The sequence below is a fragment of the Actinomycetospora sp. CA-053990 genome (assembly GCF_050948445.1).
Taxonomy (GTDB): Bacteria; Actinomycetota; Actinomycetes; order Mycobacteriales; family Pseudonocardiaceae; genus Actinomycetospora; species Actinomycetospora callitridis.
In genome coordinates this window covers 5080816-5097526 of sequence record NZ_CP192043.1, presented here as the reverse complement: position 1 = coordinate 5097526, position 16711 = coordinate 5080816, and the positions used below count along the sequence as shown (strand labels likewise).

18 protein-coding genes are annotated in these 16711 nt (G+C 74.2%); 7 read left to right on the top strand and 11 right to left on the bottom strand.

Annotated features, from left to right (window positions below):
- Positions 1 to 21: 21 nt before the first annotated feature.
- Positions 22 to 345, top strand: coding sequence for a DUF3817 domain-containing protein (locus ACQPYN_RS26145; protein ID WP_433029326.1), 324 nt, complete (start codon positions 22 to 24; stop codon positions 343 to 345).
- Positions 346 to 401: 56 nt separating this feature from the next.
- On the opposite strand, the gene ACQPYN_RS26140 is transcribed toward ACQPYN_RS26145, so the two are convergent.
- From ACQPYN_RS26140 to ACQPYN_RS26105, 8 genes are all read right to left on the bottom strand, one after another.
- On the bottom strand, positions 402 to 1922 hold the full coding sequence (locus ACQPYN_RS26140; protein WP_433029324.1) for an ATP-dependent DNA ligase: 1521 nt from the start codon (positions 1920 to 1922) through the stop codon (positions 402 to 404).
- A complete protein-coding gene (locus tag ACQPYN_RS26135; RefSeq protein WP_433029322.1) occupies positions 1919 to 3328 on the bottom strand; it encodes a class II fumarate hydratase in 1410 nt (469 codons plus the stop codon). Before ACQPYN_RS26135 ends, ACQPYN_RS26140 begins: the two co-directional genes overlap by 4 nt.
- A 22-nt stretch (positions 3329 to 3350) precedes the next feature.
- A complete protein-coding gene (locus tag ACQPYN_RS26130) occupies positions 3351 to 3905 on the bottom strand; it encodes a L,D-transpeptidase (protein WP_433029320.1) in 555 nt (184 codons plus the stop codon).
- Between the two features lie 69 nt (positions 3906 to 3974).
- Positions 3975 to 5042 (bottom strand): class II fructose-bisphosphatase, encoded by a 1068-nt coding sequence (gene glpX / locus ACQPYN_RS26125; protein WP_433029318.1) that lies wholly within the window; start codon positions 5040 to 5042, stop codon positions 3975 to 3977.
- 99 nt (positions 5043 to 5141) lie between these two features.
- The gene (locus ACQPYN_RS26120; RefSeq protein WP_433029316.1) at positions 5142 to 6170 is read right to left on the bottom strand and encodes a hypothetical protein; all 1029 of its coding nucleotides are present in this window, start codon (positions 6168 to 6170) and stop codon (positions 5142 to 5144) included.
- A 58-nt stretch (positions 6171 to 6228) separates the two neighbouring features.
- Positions 6229 to 6450 carry an exodeoxyribonuclease VII small subunit gene (locus ACQPYN_RS26115; protein WP_433029314.1) on the bottom strand — a complete coding sequence of 74 codons (222 nt, stop codon included), beginning with the start codon at positions 6448 to 6450 and terminating at the stop codon, positions 6229 to 6231.
- Positions 6451 to 6551: 101 nt separating this feature from the next.
- Positions 6552 to 7784, bottom strand: a complete 1233-nt coding sequence (xseA, locus tag ACQPYN_RS26110; protein ID WP_433029312.1) for an exodeoxyribonuclease VII large subunit — start codon at positions 7782 to 7784, stop codon at positions 6552 to 6554.
- 7 nt (positions 7785 to 7791) lie between these two features.
- Positions 7792 to 8355, bottom strand: a complete 564-nt coding sequence (locus ACQPYN_RS26105) for a lipid droplet-associated protein (RefSeq protein ID WP_433029310.1) — start codon at positions 8353 to 8355, stop codon at positions 7792 to 7794.
- Between the two features lie 108 nt (positions 8356 to 8463).
- On the opposite strand from ACQPYN_RS26105, the gene ACQPYN_RS26100 reads away from it, so the two are divergent.
- From ACQPYN_RS26100 to ACQPYN_RS26085, 4 genes are all read left to right on the top strand, one after another.
- The gene (locus ACQPYN_RS26100; protein ID WP_433029308.1) at positions 8464 to 9456 is read left to right on the top strand and encodes a 4-hydroxy-3-methylbut-2-enyl diphosphate reductase; all 993 of its coding nucleotides are present in this window, start codon (positions 8464 to 8466) and stop codon (positions 9454 to 9456) included.
- A gap of 42 nt (positions 9457 to 9498) precedes the next feature.
- Positions 9499 to 10584: a sensor histidine kinase gene (locus ACQPYN_RS26095; protein WP_433029306.1), complete on the top strand. Its 1086-nt coding sequence runs from the start codon at positions 9499 to 9501 to the stop codon at positions 10582 to 10584.
- Entirely contained in the window at positions 10581 to 11246 is a 666-nt protein-coding gene (locus ACQPYN_RS26090; protein ID WP_433029304.1) for a response regulator, read from the top strand. The genes ACQPYN_RS26095 and ACQPYN_RS26090 overlap by 4 nt, the downstream gene beginning before the upstream one ends.
- A 95-nt stretch (positions 11247 to 11341) precedes the next feature.
- Positions 11342 to 11749, top strand: a complete 408-nt coding sequence (locus ACQPYN_RS26085; protein WP_433029302.1) for a hypothetical protein — start codon at positions 11342 to 11344, stop codon at positions 11747 to 11749.
- A gap of 54 nt (positions 11750 to 11803) precedes the next feature.
- Here ACQPYN_RS26085 and ACQPYN_RS26080 read toward each other — a convergent pair whose 3' ends face one another.
- The 3 genes from ACQPYN_RS26080 to ACQPYN_RS26070 form a co-directional block, all read right to left on the bottom strand.
- On the bottom strand, positions 11804 to 12826 hold the full coding sequence (locus ACQPYN_RS26080) for a DUF6542 domain-containing protein (protein ID WP_433029300.1): 1023 nt from the start codon (positions 12824 to 12826) through the stop codon (positions 11804 to 11806).
- Between the two features lie 88 nt (positions 12827 to 12914).
- Complete coding sequence (locus ACQPYN_RS26075) at positions 12915 to 13883, bottom strand: DNA recombination protein RmuC (RefSeq protein ID WP_433029298.1); 969 nt, start codon at positions 13881 to 13883, stop codon at positions 12915 to 12917.
- A gap of 244 nt (positions 13884 to 14127) precedes the next feature.
- Complete coding sequence (locus ACQPYN_RS26070; protein WP_433029296.1) at positions 14128 to 14655, bottom strand: methylated-DNA--[protein]-cysteine S-methyltransferase; 528 nt, start codon at positions 14653 to 14655, stop codon at positions 14128 to 14130.
- A gap of 91 nt (positions 14656 to 14746) precedes the next feature.
- Between ACQPYN_RS26070 and ychF the strand changes: the two genes are divergently transcribed.
- Both ychF and ACQPYN_RS26060 read left to right on the top strand, forming a co-directional pair.
- Positions 14747 to 15820: a redox-regulated ATPase YchF gene (ychF, locus tag ACQPYN_RS26065; RefSeq protein WP_433029294.1), complete on the top strand. Its 1074-nt coding sequence runs from the start codon at positions 14747 to 14749 to the stop codon at positions 15818 to 15820.
- A gap of 48 nt (positions 15821 to 15868) precedes the next feature.
- Complete coding sequence (locus tag ACQPYN_RS26060) at positions 15869 to 16708, top strand: aldo/keto reductase (RefSeq protein ID WP_433029292.1); 840 nt, start codon at positions 15869 to 15871, stop codon at positions 16706 to 16708.
- Positions 16709 to 16711 lie beyond the last annotated feature (3 nt).

Below are 16711 nucleotides of genomic sequence, written 5' to 3'. Positions count from 1 at the left end.
GGCTCCCGGCAGAGTGGAGCCGTGTCCACGGTCCTCCCCAGCCCGCGCGCGACGGTCCTCGCGCGCACGTTCCGCGCCGTCGCCATCGCCGAGGCCTGCTCGTGGATCGGGCTGCTGATCGGGATGGCGTTCAAGTACCTCGTCGTGTTCGACGACGTCGGGGTGCGGGTCTTCGGGCCGATCCACGGCGTGCTGTTCGTCGCGTACGTCGTGGTCGCCCTGGTGACCGCGCGGGCGTTCCGGTGGTCGATCGGGACGACCCTGCTCGCCCTCGCCGCGAGCATCCCGCCGGCGGCGACGATCTGGTTCGAGCGCCGGGCCGTCCGGCGCGGCGAACTCGGCTGAGATCCGCGGTGCGAACGGGGAGTTCGCGCGCGTAGAAGCAGCGAACGGCGCGTTCGCTACATCTTCAGCGCGCGCACCGTCTCGAGCGTGTCCGCCTCGGCGGCGGTCTTGTCGTCGCGGTAGCGGACGACGCGGGCGAAGCGCAGGGCCACGCCGCCGGGGTAGCGGGTGGATGTCTGGACCCCGTCGAGCTCGATCTCCACGACGATCTCGGGCCGCAGGTAGAGCGTCCAGTCGTCGCGGTGGGTCTCGTACCGCGGGAACGTCTCGGTCTGCCAGCGCAGGATGTCGTCGGTCATGCCCTTGAAGGTCTTGCCGATCATGACGAACTCGCCGTCTGCACTGCGGGCGCCGAGGTGGATGTTCGACAGCCACCCGCGGCGGCGCCCCGAGCCCCACTCGACGCCGAGGACGACGAGGTCGAGGGTGTGCGACGGCTTGACCTTCTGCCACGACCGCCCGCGCCGGCCCGCCGAGTAGGTCGAGTCGAGGGCCTTGACCATCGACCCCTCCTGGCCGGCGGCGAGGGCGTCGGCGACCGCCTGCTCCGCCTCCGCGACGGTGGGGCGGACGACGCCGGGGATCAGCCGGTCGCCCACGACCTCCGCGAGCACCTCCCGCCGCGCCGACAGCGGCTCGTCGACCAGGTCGACGCCGTCGCGGTGCAGGCAGTCGAAGAACCAGGGCTGCATGGCGCCCGAGCCGAGCCCCTTCATCGACTCCTGGAACGGCCGCGGCCGGCCGTCCTCGGCGACGGCGAGGGTCTCGCCGTCGAGCACGACGGTCTCGACGGGCAGGGTCCGGGTCAGGGCGACGATCTCCGGGACACCGTCGGTGATCTCCCGCAGCGTCCGCGACCACACCCGTACCTCGTCGCCGCGCCGGTGCACCTGGATGCGGGCGCCGTCGAGCTTGTGCTCGACCACCACGCCCGGGTCGCCGTCCGGCGCGCCCAGCTCGGCCAGCGCCGCGTCCAGGGAGTCGCCCGGCGAGGCGAGCATGGGCCGCAGCGGGCGCATGACCTCGAGGCCGATGGCGCCGAGCTCGGCGAGCGGGTCGTCGCTGGTCAGCGCCACGTGCGCGGTGGTGGGCAGGCGGCCCGACATCATGAACGCCCGGCGCACCGCCTCGGCGGGCACCTCGGCCGCCGCCGCGACCGCCTCGATCATGATCCCCTCGAGCGCGCCCTGACGGAGCTCGCCGCCGAGCAGGCGCACCAGGAAGCGGCCCTCGTCCGGCGTCGCCGCGTCGAGCAGCCCGCCCAGCTCGGCGGCGCGCCGCGCGCCGACCCCGGTGCCCGAGCCGGCCATCGCGGCCAGCCGGTCGAGGGCGGCGTCGACGTCGCCGACGGTGAGGGTGGATTCGGACGCGGGGGTCGGCGACACCGCCTGCAGCGTGCGCCAGCCGATGCCCGTGCGGCCCTGCAGCATCTCGCCCGCGAGCCAGGCCGTCGCGGGACGGACCTCGTCGGGCTGCAGGCCCGCCAGCAGCGTCGCGAGCGTCGCGGTCTTGGCCTTGCGCGAGCGGGTCGCCGCCACCTCCGCGGAGGCGGCGACGACCTCGCCCAGCAGTGTCACTGCGGCTGGTCCACCCGGGTCATCGCCAGGACGTCCAGGGCCTCGTCGAGCTGCTCCTGGGTGAGCTTGCCGTCGGAGACGTAGCCCTCCTCGTCGATGACCTCGCGGATGGTCTTGCGCTGCTTCATCGCCGTCTTCGCGATCTTCGCGGCCTCCTCGTAACCGAGGAGGCGGTTGAGGGGCGTGACGATCGCCGACGACGACTCGGCGTACCGGCGGCAGGCCTCCTCGTCGGGCTCCGTGCCCTCGAGGACGCGGTCGGCCAGCAGGCGCGCGGCGTTGGCCAGCAGGCGGGCCGACTCGAGCACGTTGCGCGCCATCACCGGCATCATGACATTGAGCTCGAGGTTGCCCTGCGAGCCGGAGAAGGCGATGGTCGCGTCGTTGCCCATGACCTGGGCGGCGACCATCATCGTCGCCTCGCAGATCACCGGGTTGACCTTGCCGGGCATGATCGACGAGCCGGGCTGGAGGTCCGGGATGCGGATCTCGGCGAGGCCGGTCGACGGGCCGGACGACATCCAGCGCACGTCGTTGGCGATCTTGTAGATGCTCACGGCGACCGTGCGCAGCGCGCCGGACGCCTCCACCAGCCCGTCGCGGGCGCCCTGCGCCTCGATGTGGTCGCGGGCCTCGGAGATCTCGGGGATGCCGGTGGCCTGACGGAGCTGCTCGACGACCTTGCCGCCGAAGCCCACCGGGGTGTTGATGCCCGTGCCCACCGCGGTGCCGCCGATCGGCAGCTCGGCGAGGCGGGGCAGCGTCGCGCGCAGGCGCTCGGTGCCGTGGCTGCACTGGCTCGCCCAGCCGCCGGCCTCCTGGCCGAGGGTGATCGGCACGGCGTCCATGAGGTGGGTGCGTCCCGCCTTGACGACGTGCTTCCAGTCCTGCGCCTTGCGGTTGAGCACCGCGCCGAGGTGGTCCAGCGCGGGCACCGTGTCGCGCACGATCGCCTCGGCGGCCGCGAGGTGGATCGTCGTCGGGAAGACGTCGTTGGAGCTCTGCGAGGCGTTGACGTGGTCGTTCGGGTGCACCTTGTGGCCCGACGCGCGCGAGGCCAGCGTCGCGATGACCTCGTTGGCGTTCATGTTCGAGCTGGTGCCCGAGCCGGTCTGGAACACATCGATCGGGAACTGGTCGTCGTACGCGCCGGACGCCACCTCGTCCGCGGCGGCGGCCACGGCGTCCGCGAGGTCGGCGTCGAGCACGCCGAGGTCCTTGTTGACGCGCGCACACGCACCCTTGACCAGGCCGAGCGCACGGATCTGCGCGGGCTCGATGGGGCGTCCGGAGATCGGGAAGTTCTCCACGGCCCGCTGGGTCTGCGCGGCCCACAACGCCGCGGCCGGCACCCGGACCTCGCCCATGGTGTCGTGCTCGATCCGGTACTCCTGCTCCTCCGTCATGAGGCGCAGTCTTTCACCGGAGTCAGGAGACCACCTGCACGGTGTCACCCGGCGAGAGGTTCGCGAAGAAGCGCTTCGAGGCGGTCCGCCCGAGGTGGATGCAGCCGTGCGAGCGCTCCGAGAGGCTGCCCGTGTGGAACGCGATCGCCGGCGCGAAGAACACCGAGTACGGCATGTCGGCGTCGTAGAGGTTGCTGACGTGGTCGGCGTCCTTGTAGTCCACCGAGAACGTGCCGGTCGGCGTCGGGTACTTCCGCGTCCCGCCGAGCGCTCCCACCGGGCCGTAGGTCACGTTGCCCTCGCCGTCGGTGAGCCAGGCCTGCTGCGAGGAGAGGTCGACGCACGCGACCGCCGAGGACTTGCAGGGTGTGCCGCGCGTCAGGGCGGGGATCGCCGGGACCGTCGGCACCCCCGTGGCCGGGGCGTCCGCCACCGGGCGCGCGATCGGCGCGGGCGCCGGGCTCCCCGGTGCCGTGCCCGCGGTGGCCGTCCCGGCCAGGAGGGCCGACATCGTCGCGACGAGCGCGATCAGGAGGGCGGCCGTCGAGCGGCGACGCGATGAGGCGGGTGATGACACGGGGACCTCCGGGACCGTGGCGTCCTCACCGGATACCCCGGATCGGACGACGATCATCCCCGTGTCGAGCTACAAGGTCGAGTCCTCGGGCCCCCAGATCGACACATCGGGTGCATCGTCCGTGCCCAGATCGATCGCGGAGTACTCGCGCAGCTTGTGGAGGCGGTGCCACGCGTCGATCATCCGCACGGTGCCGGACTTCGAGCGCATCACCAGGGACTGGGTGGACGCCCCGCCGGCCCGGTAGTGCACGCCGCGCAGGAGGTCCCCGTTGGTGACGCCGGTGGCGCAGAAGAAGATGTTCTCGCCGCGCACGAGATCGCCGGTGTGCAGGACGCGGTCGAGGTCGTGGCCGGCCGCGAGGGCCTTCTCGCGCTCCCCGGGGTCCTTCGGCCACAGCTTGGCCTGCAGCGAGCCGCCGATGCAGGCGATCGCGCAGGCGGTGATGATCCCCTCGGGGGTGCCGCCGATGCCCAGCAGCATGTCGACGCCGCTCTCGGGGCGGGCCGCGGCGATCGCGCCGGCGACGTCGCCGTCGGAGATGAAGCGGATGCGCGCGCCGGCGTCCCGGATGTCCTGGACGAGCTGCTCGTGCCGGGGCCGGTCGAGCACCACGACCGTCACGTCGGAGACGTTGATGCCCTTCGCCCGGGCCACGGCGCGCAGGTTCTCCGCCACGGGGCGCTCGATGTCGACGACGTCGGCCGACTCGGGGCCGACGGCGAGCTTCTCCATGTAGAACACCGCGGACGGGTCGAACATCGCCCCGCGCTCGGCCACGGCGAGCACCGCGAGGGCGTTGGGCATGCCCTTGGCCATCAGCGTGGTGCCGTCCACCGGGTCGACCGCGACGTCGCACTCGGGGCCGTCGCCGTTGCCCACCTGCTCCCCGTTGAAGAGCATCGGGGCCTCGTCCTTCTCGCCCTCCCCGATGACGACGGTGCCGCGCATCGACACCGACCCGATGAGCTTGCGCATCGCGTCGACGGCCGCGCCGTCCCCACCGTTCTTGTCGCCGCGGCCGACGTAGCGGCCGGCGGCCATGGCGGCGGCCTCGGTGACCCGGACGAGCTCGAGCGCGAGGTTGCGGTCGGGACGCTCAGGGGTCCGGACGCGATCGTGTTCCTGCGAGCTCACCGGGTGTGCACCTCCAGGGGCGGACGTGTGGCGGATCGGGCGTGGGCGCGCCGGTCGCCATCCTCGCAGAGTCCGCCGCTCCGGTCGCCCGTTCGCGGCTCACCACCGGTCGCGCGGCGGCGGACCCCAGTCCTCGTCGGGCTCGCGGCGGACGCCGACGCGCTCTCCGTCGTGGCCCTCGCCGGTCCAGGCGGTCCGGGTGTCGACGTGGGGCCCGGCAGGCGGGGCGGTGGGGAGCACGCCCAGCGGGTGCGGGTCCTCGGACTCCGGCCAACGCTCCTCGTGGGGCGGCTCGGGGCGGGCCTGCGGCGTGTACGTCTCGCGGGGGGCCTCGGCACGCTGGGGCTCGTGACGGGGCGGCTCCTGATGGGTCGGCTCGTACGGCGACTCCGGCTCCGGCCCGCTCGCCTGCAGCGCGGCGGCCACACCCTCGCGGGACAGCGAGTGCACGCTCTCGCGCAGGGCGCGGGTCGCGGCGGCGCGCAGCTCGGCGGAGAAACGCGGCGCCGGGGCGAAGCGTCCGAAGGTGTCGCGCAGGAAGTGCAGCAGCAGGGTGGCGGTGGACCGGGAGCGCCACATCGTCCAGCCGACGTAGAGGTCACGCCCGTAGGGCTGGACGAGCAGCATCGCCCGCTCGCTGTACTGCTCGAACAGCAGCACGGGCACGCCCGCCACCGTGGACGGGCGGACCTCCGCGGGGCTGCGGCGCGCGGCCGCGGCGAGGCGCACGTGCTCGTAGGCGCTCGCGGCGGCGTCGCCGCGGTTCTCCAGCAGACGGGCGTGCTCGGCGATCGGCTCCTTCGCCGGCGCGAAGAACGCCGCGATCCCGGCGAGGTAGAGCACGACCACCATCACCCCGAGCATCACCGACACGGCGTCGGTGACGTCGTCGGGCGACGACATCGACGCGAGGTAGTCGATGATCACCTTGATCAGCAGCAGCACCGTCGGCGCGACGAGGAACAGCAGCGAGCGCATGAGGTGCGGCGCGAGCATCTGGTAGGTCACGACGTCGTCCACGAGGCCGTCGGGCTCGTCGTGCTGCTGGATCTCGCGGTGGTAGTCGGCGTGGGCCCCGGCGACCGCCCGGTCGAAGTCGGCCCCTCCGGGCGAGTACGGGCTGCTCATGGACGTCGAGTCTGCGCCATCACGGGGCGCCGACGGTGCCTCTTCGCCCGGGTGTCGCTCAGCTGCTCGCCCCGTCCTCGCCCGCCGCCTCCGACAGCACCGTCTCGACGCGCTCGCGGGCCCCGGCGAGGTGGCGCTCGCACAGCCGCGCCAGCGCCTCGCCCCGCTCCCACAGCGCGAGCGAGTCCTCGAGGCTCAGCCCGCCCGCCTCCAGGCGCGCCACGACCTGCGCGAGCTCGTCCCGCGCCTGCTCGTACCCCGGCTCGTCCGTCTCGCCCACTCGGTACCTCCTCGTTCTGTCAGCGGCGTGGCGTCGCTGTCATCCAGTGTCCGAAGTCGAAGGAGCACGCCGATAGGGCCACGCACCCGCTCCGCCCGAGCTCAGCCGGGCTCGGGGCGCACGACCGCGTGCAGGGCGCCGTCGGCGAGGCGCACGCGCAGGGTGTCGCCCGCCGCGGGGGTGTCCGCCGACCGCAGGACCGGGGCGTCGACGGCAGGCCCGTGCTGGACGATCGCGTAGCCCCGGGCCAGGGTCGCGGCGGGGCCCAGGGCGGTGAGCGACGCGGTGAGGTGCCGCAGGTCGGCCGACCGGGCGGTGATCCCGGCGTCGACCACCTGGCGGGCCCGCCCGCGCAGGGCCACAACGGCGTCCTCCCGCGCGGCGATCGGCCCGAGGGGGTCGGCGAGGACGGGACGGCGGCGCAGCGCGGCGAGCGCCGCGTCCTCGCGTTCCACCCACGCGTGCAGGGCCCGGTGCATCCGGCGGCGCAGCTGCGCGAGGTGCGCGGTCTCCTCGGCGAGGTCGGGGACGATCCGCTTGGCGGCGTCGGTGGGGGTGGCCGCGCGGACGTCGGCGACGTGGTCGACCAGCGGGGTGTCGGGCTCGTGGCCGATCGCCGAGACCACGGGCGTCCGGCACGCCGCGACGCCCCGGCACAGGGCCTCGTCGGAGAACGGCAGGAGGTCCTCGACGCTGCCGCCGCCGCGGGCCAGCACGATCACGTCGACGTCCGGGTCGCGGTCGAGGGCGGTCAGCGCGTCGAGGATCTCCGGCACGGCCTGCGGGCCCTGCGTCGGGGTGTTGACGGTGCGGAAGCGCACCGCGGGCCACCGCCCCGACGCGACGGTGATCACGTCGTGCTCGGCGGCACTCGCCCGGGACGTCACCAGGCCCACGCAGCGCGGGAGCCGCGGCGGACGCCGCTTGCGCGCCGGGTCGAAGAGCCCCTCCGCGGCCAGCAGCGCCCGCAGCCGCTCGATGCGCGCCAACAGCTCGCCGACCCCGACGGGGCGGATCTCGTCCACGCGCAGCGAGAGCGTCCCCCGGCCGAAGAAGTACGACGGCCGACCGTGGACGACGACCCGGGCGCCCTCGGCCAGCGGGGGGACCGTGCCGCGCACCATGGTCGTCGGCGCCGTCAGGTTGATCGAGACGTCGGCGGCCGGGTCACGCAGCACGAGGAACGCGGTCCCCGACCCGGGGCGGGCGGTGACCTGCGTGAGCTGGCCCTCCACCCACACCGCGCCGAGCCGCTCGATCCACGCGGCGATCTTGCGCGCGACCGTCCGGACCGGCCACGGCTCCTCCGCGCTGGTCGCCGGCGGGGTGGTCACGCGAGGGTCAGGACTGGGCGTTGAGCGTGGCGATCCGGTTGCTGAGCATGGTGACGAACGGCGGCCGGTTGCCGTGCGCGGTCTCCCACTCCAGCAGCTCGCCGACCTCGTCGACGCTCAGCGTGCGGAGCTTCCCGCGCAGCTGGGCGATCGTCATCGACTCGTACCCGGGGAGGGCGTCGGGCGTGCCGGAGGTCTTCACCTCGGTGCCGCCCACGACCTCGAGCGCACGGGAGTGACCGTTCACACGCGGGGCGTCCGCCAGGTCGGTGAACTCGATCGAGGTGTCGTCGACGTCGTAGGACTCGAAGCGGGCCGGCGGCGCGGGCAGGTCGTCGTCGAAGCGGGCCCACGACGGGGCCTCCTCCACCGGGCGCATCCCGTCCAGCGCGGTGTCGCCCTTGATGGCCAGCTCCGTGACCACCTGCTGGGCACGCATCCCCAGCTGCAGCACACGGCTGACCGCGGTGATGGGCAGGCCGGCGATGGTGCGGGGGAGGTCCCGGGTCTCCTCCACGGCGGCGACGACGATGCCGGCGGCGACCCGCACCGGGAACGGGAGCGAACTCATACCGGACAGCGTGCCAGGGCTGGGCCGATGATGTGCGAACGGCCACGGCGGGTCGGTCATCGCCGCTCGCGCACGGACGGTGACGTGCGTCGCCCGTAGGCTGGACGTATGTCCCCTGAGCACCAGAGCGAGCACACCGGCGACGGCGCGCTGCGCGTGCTGCTCGCGAAGCCGCGCGGCTACTGCGCCGGCGTCGACCGGGCCGTCGTGGCCGTGGAGAAGGCACTCGAGACCTACGGCGCCCCGGTGTACGTCCGCAAGGAGATCGTGCACAACCGCCACGTCGTCAACACCCTCGCCGAGCGCGGCGCGGTGTTCGTCGAGGAGACCGACCAGGTGCCCGAGGGGGCCACCGTCGTCTTCTCCGCGCACGGGGTGTCCCCGGCGGTGCACGCCCAGGCCGCGGCCCGCGAGCTGCGCACCGTCGACGCCACCTGCCCCCTGGTCACGAAGGTGCACCAGGAGGCGAAGCGCTTCGCGCGCGACGACTACGACATCCTGCTCATCGGCCACGAGGGCCACGAGGAGGTCGAGGGCACCGCCGGCGAGGCGCCCGACCACGTGCAGCTCGTCGACGGGCCGGGCGCGGTGGCCGACGTCACCGTGCGCGACCCCGAGAAGGTCATCTGGCTCTCGCAGACGACGCTGTCGGTCGACGAGACGATGCAGACGGTCGCCGCGCTGCGCGAGCGGTTCCCGGCGATCTCCGACCCGCCGTCGGACGACATCTGCTACGCCACCCAGAACCGCCAGGTCGCGGTGAAGCAGATGGCGTCGGAGTGCGACCTCGTGCTCGTCGTCGGCTCCCGGAACTCCTCGAACTCGGTGCGCCTCGTCGAGGTCGCGCTGCAGGCCGGGGCGAAGGACTCCCACCTCGTCGACCACTGCGGTGAGATCGACGAGGCCTGGCTCGAGGGCGTCACCACCGTCGGTGTCACCAGTGGCGCCTCGGTGCCCGAGATCCTCGTCGGCGACGTCCTGCACTGGCTCGCCGACCGCGGCTGGGCCGACGTCGAGGAGATCACCACCGCGAACGAGAAGCTGACCTTCTCGCTGCCGCGCGAGCTCAAGCGGGACATGAAGCCGCAGGCGGTCCGCTAGGAGCCCGTTGTCCTCGGGGCGCGGGGACCGCACAGTGTCCCCGTGCTCCTCGCCCTGACCCTGCTCACCGGGGGAGCGCTGCTCACCCTGGTGCTCGGGGTCGTCGGCGGCGGCGACCCGGTGGCCGTCCTGCCGCTCGGCGCCGCGTTCGCGCTGCTGGCCACGCTCGGCTTCCGGTGGGTGCTCGCCCGCGGGCGGCGCTGGTGGTCGGCGGCGTACGTGCTCCTCGGGCTCGTGCTCGCGTCCGTCGTGTTCGCGCTCGCCCCCGGGGTGGGCGGCACGCTCTTCCTGATCGTGCTCGTGAGCCAGTGCGTCCTGCTGCTCCCGCTGCCGGCCACGATCGTCGTGATCGCGATGGTGCCGTTCGTGCACACCGGGATGCCGGTGCTCGACGGCCTGCGCGAGGGGCTGGGCACGCTGGTCGCCGTGGTGTTCGCGGCCGTGGTCACCGAGCTGCTGCGCCGCGAGCAGCAGATGCGCCGCGAGCTCACGGCCGCGCAGCAGCAGGTCGAGCACCTCGCCGCCGCCCAGGAGCGCAACCGGGTGGCCCGCGACATCCACGACGGGCTCGGGCACTCGCTCACGGTCATCCAGATGCAGCTCCAGGCAGCGCGGGCGTTGCTGGCGAACGGCGGCGACCCGGACGAGGTGCTCGCCAAGGCCCAGCACCAGTCGCAGGAGGCGCTCGGCGAGGTCCGGCGCTCCGTCGGCGCCCTGCGCGAGCCCCGCCTCGTCCCGCCGCTGGGCACCGCGCTCCACGACCTCGCCGCGGAGAGCTCCGAGGCCGGCCTCCCGACGTCGGTGCGCGTCGTCGGGGACGAGCGCGCGATCGCCGAGCCCGCCCGCGAGGCGCTGTTCCGGGCGGCGCAGGAGGGGCTGACGAACGTGCGCAAGCACGCCGGCGCGAGCCGCGCCGAGGTGGTGCTCGACTACGCCGCGGCGGCCGTGCGCGTGGAGGTCCGCGACGACGGGCGTGGTGCCGATGAGCAGGGGGACGGCAGGCACGGGGAGGGCGGAGGTGTCGGGCTCCTGGGCCTGCGCGAACGGGCCGCGGACCTCGGCGGACGCCTCGAGCTGGGACGCGCCCCGTCCGGCGGGTGCGCGCTGGTCCTGGAGGTGCCGGCGTGACCGCGCGGGCGCCCGTGCGGCTCCTGCTGGTCGACGACCAGGCGCTGTTCCGCGAGGCGCTGGCCACGCTGCTGGGCGTGCGCGACGACGTGGTCGTGGTGGGGGAGGCGGGCGACGGCGAGGAGGCCGTGCGCCGCGCCGCCGAGCTCGCCCCCGAGGTCGTGCTCATGGACCTGCGGATGCCGGTGCTCGACGGCGTCGCGGCGACCCGCCGCCTGCGCGCCGAGCAGCCCGACGTCCGCGTGATCGCGCTGACCACCTTCGACGACGACGAGGACGTCTTCGCCGCGCTGCGGGCCGGCGCGGTCGGCTACCTGCTCAAGGACGTCTCCTCCGCGCGACTCGTCGAGGCGGTGCTGACCGCGGCCGCGGGCGGGTCGGTGCTGGAGCCCTCGGTCGCGGCGAAGGTCGTGGCCCGTGTCGCGCGCCTGCCCGCGGACGAGCCGGCGCGCCGCGCCCAGCCGCTGGTCGTGCCGCTCTCGGAGCGGGAGGTCGACGTGCTGCGCCTGCTCGCCGACGGCCGCAGCAACCGCGAGATCGCCGGCCGGCTGCACCTCGCCGAGGGCACGGTGAAGAACCACGTCACGAACGTTCTGGGCAAGCTCGGCGCCCGCGACCGCACCCAGGCCGCGCTGCGCGCCCGGGCCCTGGACCTGCTCTAGGTCGTGACCCCGACCATGACGTCCGGCACCTGTCCGCGGGGGCCGGGCTCGCGAAGCTCGTCGGCATCGCGAGCCGCCCCGTGGAAGGACCCGCCATGACCACCCAGCCCACCATCCCCACCGCGACCACCAGCGCCCCTCGCCGTCCCGTGCTGCGCTTCGTCGGCCACTACCTCGAGATGGTCGTGGCGATGTTCGTCGGCATGGCGCTGCTCATGCCCCTGACGCCGGCGGCCTGGGCCGCACTGCCCGCCGTCCACGCCCTCGTCATGGCCGCCGACATGACCATCGGCACGGCGGTCTGGATGGCGGTGCGACGTCACCGCGCTCGCCTGATCGTCGAGATGTCGGCGGCGATGTGCGCCCCGTTCGTGCTGCTTCTGGTGCCCTACGGCCTCGGTGCCATCTCCGGCGAGACCCTGATGATCGGCGGCCACGTCCTGATGTTCGTGACGATGCTCGGCGCGATGCTCCTGCGGCGCGACGAGTACGCCGGCTGCTGACGTGCCTCCCGGTGCAGCGAACGGCCTATCGGCGTGCTCCCTTGATTGCTGCTTCTACGCGCACGAACTCCCCGTTGATCTCGGGCAGTCGGCGGCCGACGACCGGAGATCCGAGACCGAGGAGCGATCGTTCCCCTCCGCGGAGCGCACGCTCCACGAAACCGGATCCGCGTCAGCGGCGGTCGTCGGGCCCGTCGACGCGGCGCGGGACGCGCCGGACCCCGGGGCCGAACTCCTCGTCGGGGTCGTCCGGTCGCACGGGACGGCGCCGGGGGTCGCCGGCGGCCGGGCGGCGGCGGTCGTCGCGCGCCGGGCGGGCCTCGACGGGCACCTGGCGGGGACGGCGCTCGCGAGGCTCCCGGTCCCGAGGGTCGCGATCCCGGGGGTCGCGATCCCGGGGGTCTCGGTCGCGGGGGTCACGGTCGCGAGGGTCCCGATCGCGGGGTCACGGTCTCCGTCGCGGGGGTCCCGGTCGCGGGACTCGCGCCGCTGGCGCTCACGGATCTCCCGCTCGCGGCGGTCCCGCTCCCGCAGCTCGCGCTCGCGAGGGTCGCGGTCGCGGTCCCGGTCCCGCGGCGGCCGGTCCCGGGGCTCGCGCGGGGCGTCGGGGTCGAGCCGGTCGCCGTCCCGCTGCCAGGGCTCGAGGCGCGAGCGGATGAAGCCGAGCGCCAGGCACACGGCCGTGGTGATCGCGAGGGTCGGGAAGGCGTTGACCAGCGGCCCGCCGACGGCGAGGAGCGTGGAGGCCGTGCCACCCGAGCGGGGGAGCGACCCGGTGGCGACGACGACCACGGGCACGCCGACCGCCAGCAGCAGCGGCGGCTGGACGAGCGGGACGAACAGCGAGTCACGCCGGGACCAGGCGGTCGCGAGGATGCAGCCGCCGGCGAAACAGGCGGTGAACGCCACGCCCAGCTCGCCGGAGAGCACGAGGTCGATCGCCACGCCGGCAACGGTGAAGACCCCGCCGAGCAGCAACGTCCCCCACCAGCGGAGCCCACGCAGTGACCGGACGACGGAGCGCTCGCCGGGGCCGACGGGCCCGGTGCCGAGTGCCTCCTCCCGCGCGCTGGTCACACCCCAACGCTAGCGGTCGGACCGTGACGTTCCGTCGCACCCGCACGCACACCGGCGAGTGCGGTGACGTGGACCACTCATGCTCGCGTCATCCCGTCTCCGCGATCGACTCGGCCGGTGCCCGCGGGCGGCGCTCGATCTGCTCCGGGCTCTCCAGATCGGCGGTGGTCACGGACAGGTCCGCGAACCGCCGGGCGCTGACGAGCACGCGGGACTCCAGCGAGCTGACCGTCTCGTTGAACGACCGCACGCTGCCGTCGAGGGACCGTCCCAGCCGCGCGAGGTGCCCCGACAGCGTGGCCAGCCGGCCGTGGAGCTCGCGGCCGAGCGCGTGCACCTCGGCGGTGTTGCGGGCGAGGGCCTCCTGGCGCCACGCGTAGGCGACCGTGCGCAGCAGCGCCATCAGCGTGGTGGGCGTCGCGATGACGACGTCGGCGCCGAAGGCGTGCTCGAGCAGCGCCGGATCGGCCTCCAGCGCCGCGGACAGGAACACCTCGCCCGGGACGAACATCACCACGAACTCGGGCGTCGGGTCGAAGCGCCGCCAGTAGGCCTTGGCGCCGAGCGCGTCGACGTGGGCGCGCACCTGCTTGGCGTGCGCCGCGATCCGCTCGCGGCGGGCGGCGTCGTCGCGGGCCTCGGTGGACTCCAGGTACGCGGCGAACGGGACCTTCGCGTCGACGACCACCTGCTTGCCGCCCGCGAGGTGCACCACGAGGTCGGGACGCTGGGCGCCGTCGTCGTCGACCCCGCGGGCGTGGGCCTGGCGGGTGAAGTCGCAGTGCTCGACCATGCCGGCGAGGTCGACCACCCGCTCGAGCTGCAGCTCACCCCACCGCCCGCGGACGTTCGGGGCGCGCAGGGCCCCGACCAGCGCGCGCGTCTCGCCCGCGACCCCCTGCGCGCCCTCGGCGACGGCGCCGACCTGCTCGCGCAGCGACGCGAAGGCGGCCGCCCGCTCGCGCTCCGCGCCCGCCATCTCCCGCTCCATGCGACCGAGGGCCGCGGACACGGGCTCGAGCACGCGATCGAGCACGTCGGTCGAGGCGGCGCGCACGGCCGGCCCCAGGGCGCGCTCGCGGTCGCCCGCCCCGCGACGCTCGGCGTCGAGCTCGGCGCGCGCCGCGGCGACCTCGGCCCCGCGCGGCGCACCGCCTCGGACACCGCCGCGTCACGCCGGGCCCCCGCGAGGTGCAGCGCGACCCACGCGCCGACGCCCGCGCCGATCACGAGCCCCAGCAGCAGCCCCGCGAGCACCCCGGCCGTCGTCATGGCTCCTCCGTCATGACCGGCAGGATGGATCACACCCCCGACAACGCCGCGTCATCGACGCGCCAGGAGGCCTCGAGGGCCAGCAGCCGCTCCTTGAGCTCCAGCCCCCAGCGGTACCCGCCGAGCGCGCCGCCCCGGCGCAGCACGCGGTGGCACGGGACGAAGAGCGTGACGGCGTTGTGCACGCACGCCCGCGCGGCGATCCGGTGACCCTTCGGGTAGCCCGCGGCGTCGGCGAGCTCGCCGTAGGTCGTCGGCGCACCGGCCGGCACCGTGCGCAGCCGCTCCCAGATCGCGGTGGTCGCCGGCCCGCTGATCTGACGCACGGGCACGGCCGCCGCCGGGCCGGGATCGCCGTCGTGGAACGCCGCCACCGCCGCGGTGACCTCCCCGAGGTCCTCGCGGCGCGCGGGGTCGGTCGGACGCAGCTCGGCGTGCACCAGGGCGAGCAGCGCGTCGGCGTCGTCGGTCCACCCCGAGGCGAGGACGGCGCCCTCGGCGTCGACGAGGGCGGTGAACGGGCCGAGCGGAGTGGACACGGTGGCCAGGGCGGACACGGGGACCTCCAGGGGTTGCGTGGAGCAGCTGTCACCCTGGTTGGACGCCGCCGGGGCCCGCCCGGATCCCTCGCTGGCAGACTGGATTCTCGTGAGCTTGACCCTCGGCATCGTCGGACTGCCCAACGTCGGTAAATCGACGATGTTCAACGCCCTGACCCGTAACGACGTGTTGGCGGCGAACTACCCGTTCGCCACCATCGAGCCCAACGTGGGCGTGGTGCCCCTGCGGGATCCACGGCTCGACCGCCTCGCGGAGATGTTCTCCTCGGAGAAGGTGGTCCCGGCGACGGTGTCGTTCGTCGACATCGCCGGCATCGTCGCGGGCGCCAGCGAGGGCGCCGGGCTGGGCAACAAGTTCCTCGCCAACATCCGCGAGGCCGACGCGATCTGCCAGGTCGTGCGCGTCTTCGCCGACGACGACGTCGTCCACGTCGACGGCCGCGTCGACCCGGCGGCGGACATCGAGACGATCGCGACCGAGCTCGTCCTCGCCGACCTCCAGACGCTCGACAAGGCCCTGCCGCGCCTCGAGAAGGAGGCGCGGGTCAAGAAGGAGACCAAGGCCGCCGTCGACGAGGTCCAGCACGCGCAGAGCGTGCTGAACGAGGGCCGCACCCTCTTCTCCGCCGGGCTCGACTCGCCGCGGCTGCGCGAGCTGAACCTCATGACGGTGAAGCCGTTCCTCTACGTCTTCAACGCCGACGAGCCGGTGCTCGTCGACGACGCGAAGCGCAAGGAGCTCGCCGAGCTCGTCGCCCCGGCCGAGGCCGTGTTCCTCGACGCGAAGGTCGAGCAGGAGCTGCTCGAGCTCGACGCCGAGTCGGCCCAGGAGCTGCTGGAGTCGATCGGTCAGCCCGAGCCGGGTCTCGACGCGCTGGCCCGCGCCGGTTTCCGCACCCTCGGGCTGCAGACCTACCTCACGGCGGGCCCCAAGGAGTCGCGCGCCTGGACGATCCGGATCGGCGCCACCGCCCCCGAGGCGGCCGGCGTGATCCACACGGACTTCCAGAAGGGCTTCATCAAGGCCGAGATCGTCTCGTACGGCGACCTCGTCGCCGCCGGGTCGATGGCCGCCGCGAAGACCGCGGGCAAGGTGCGCATGGAAGGCAAGGACTACGTCATGCACGACGGCGACGTGGTCGAGTTCCGCTTCAACGTCTAGGACCGTCCCGTAGCACCGGAAGTGCTCACAGGGCCGGAGGCCACACCCATGACCGTCCCCACCATCGCCCTCCCCGACGGCACCCCGATGCCCCTGCTCGGCGTCGGGACCTGGGGATACGCCGAACAGCCGGCCCGCCGCCGGGACGAGATCGACTCGCTGCGCGCCGCACTCGACGCCGGGCTGACGATGATCGACACCGCCGAGATGTACGCCGACGGCGGCGCCGAGGAGCTGGTCGGCGAGGCGCTGGCCGCGCGGCGCGACGAGGCGTTCCTCGTGGACAAGGTCCTTCCCTCGGACGCCTCCCGCCACGGCACCGTCGAGGCCTGCGACCGGGCCCTGCGCCGGCTGCGCACCGACCGGATCGACCTCTACCTGCTGCACTGGCGCGGCCGGTACCCGCTGGCGGAGACCGTCGAGGCGTTCGTCGAGCTGCGCGACGCCGGGAAGATCCGCGCCTGGGGCGTGAGCAACCTGGACGTCGACGACCTGGCCGAGCTCGACGAGGTCCCGAACGGCGACCAGGTGGCCACCGACCAGATCCTCTACAACCTCGTGCGGCGGGGACCCGAGTGGGATCTGCTCCCCTGGGCCGAGCGCCGGGGGCTCCCGCTGATGGCCTACTCGCCCGTCGAGCAGGGGCGACTGCTCGACGAGCCCGCGCTGCGCGAGGTCGCCGACCGGCACGACGCCACGCCCGCACAGATCGCCATCGCGTGGGTGCTCGATCACCCCGGCGTCAGCGCGATCCCGAAGACCGCGACCCCGGCGCGGATCGCCGAGAACCAGGCCGCGCTCGACGTCGCACTCACCGACGACGACCGGGCCGCGCTCGACGCCGCGTTCCCGCCGCCGGACCGGAAGCGCCCGCTGGAGATCCTGTAGGTG

Excerpts from the sequence above, each read along its gene's own strand:
- ACQPYN_RS26120 (WP_433029316.1), bottom strand. The coding sequence starts at position 6,170 with ATGAGCAGCCCGTACTCGCCCGGAGGGGCCGACTTCGACCGGGCGGTC.
- ACQPYN_RS26060 (WP_433029292.1), top strand. The coding sequence starts at position 15,869 with ATGACCGTCCCCACCATCGCCCTCCCCGACGGCACCCCGATGCCCCTG.
- ACQPYN_RS26105 (WP_433029310.1), bottom strand. The coding sequence starts at position 8,355 with ATGAGTTCGCTCCCGTTCCCGGTGCGGGTCGCCGCCGGCATCGTCGTC.
- ACQPYN_RS26100 (WP_433029308.1), top strand. The coding sequence starts at position 8,464 with ATGTCCCCTGAGCACCAGAGCGAGCACACCGGCGACGGCGCGCTGCGC.
- ACQPYN_RS26135 (WP_433029322.1), bottom strand. The coding sequence starts at position 3,328 with ATGACGGAGGAGCAGGAGTACCGGATCGAGCACGACACCATGGGCGAG.
- ACQPYN_RS26085 (WP_433029302.1), top strand. The coding sequence starts at position 11,342 with ATGACCACCCAGCCCACCATCCCCACCGCGACCACCAGCGCCCCTCGC.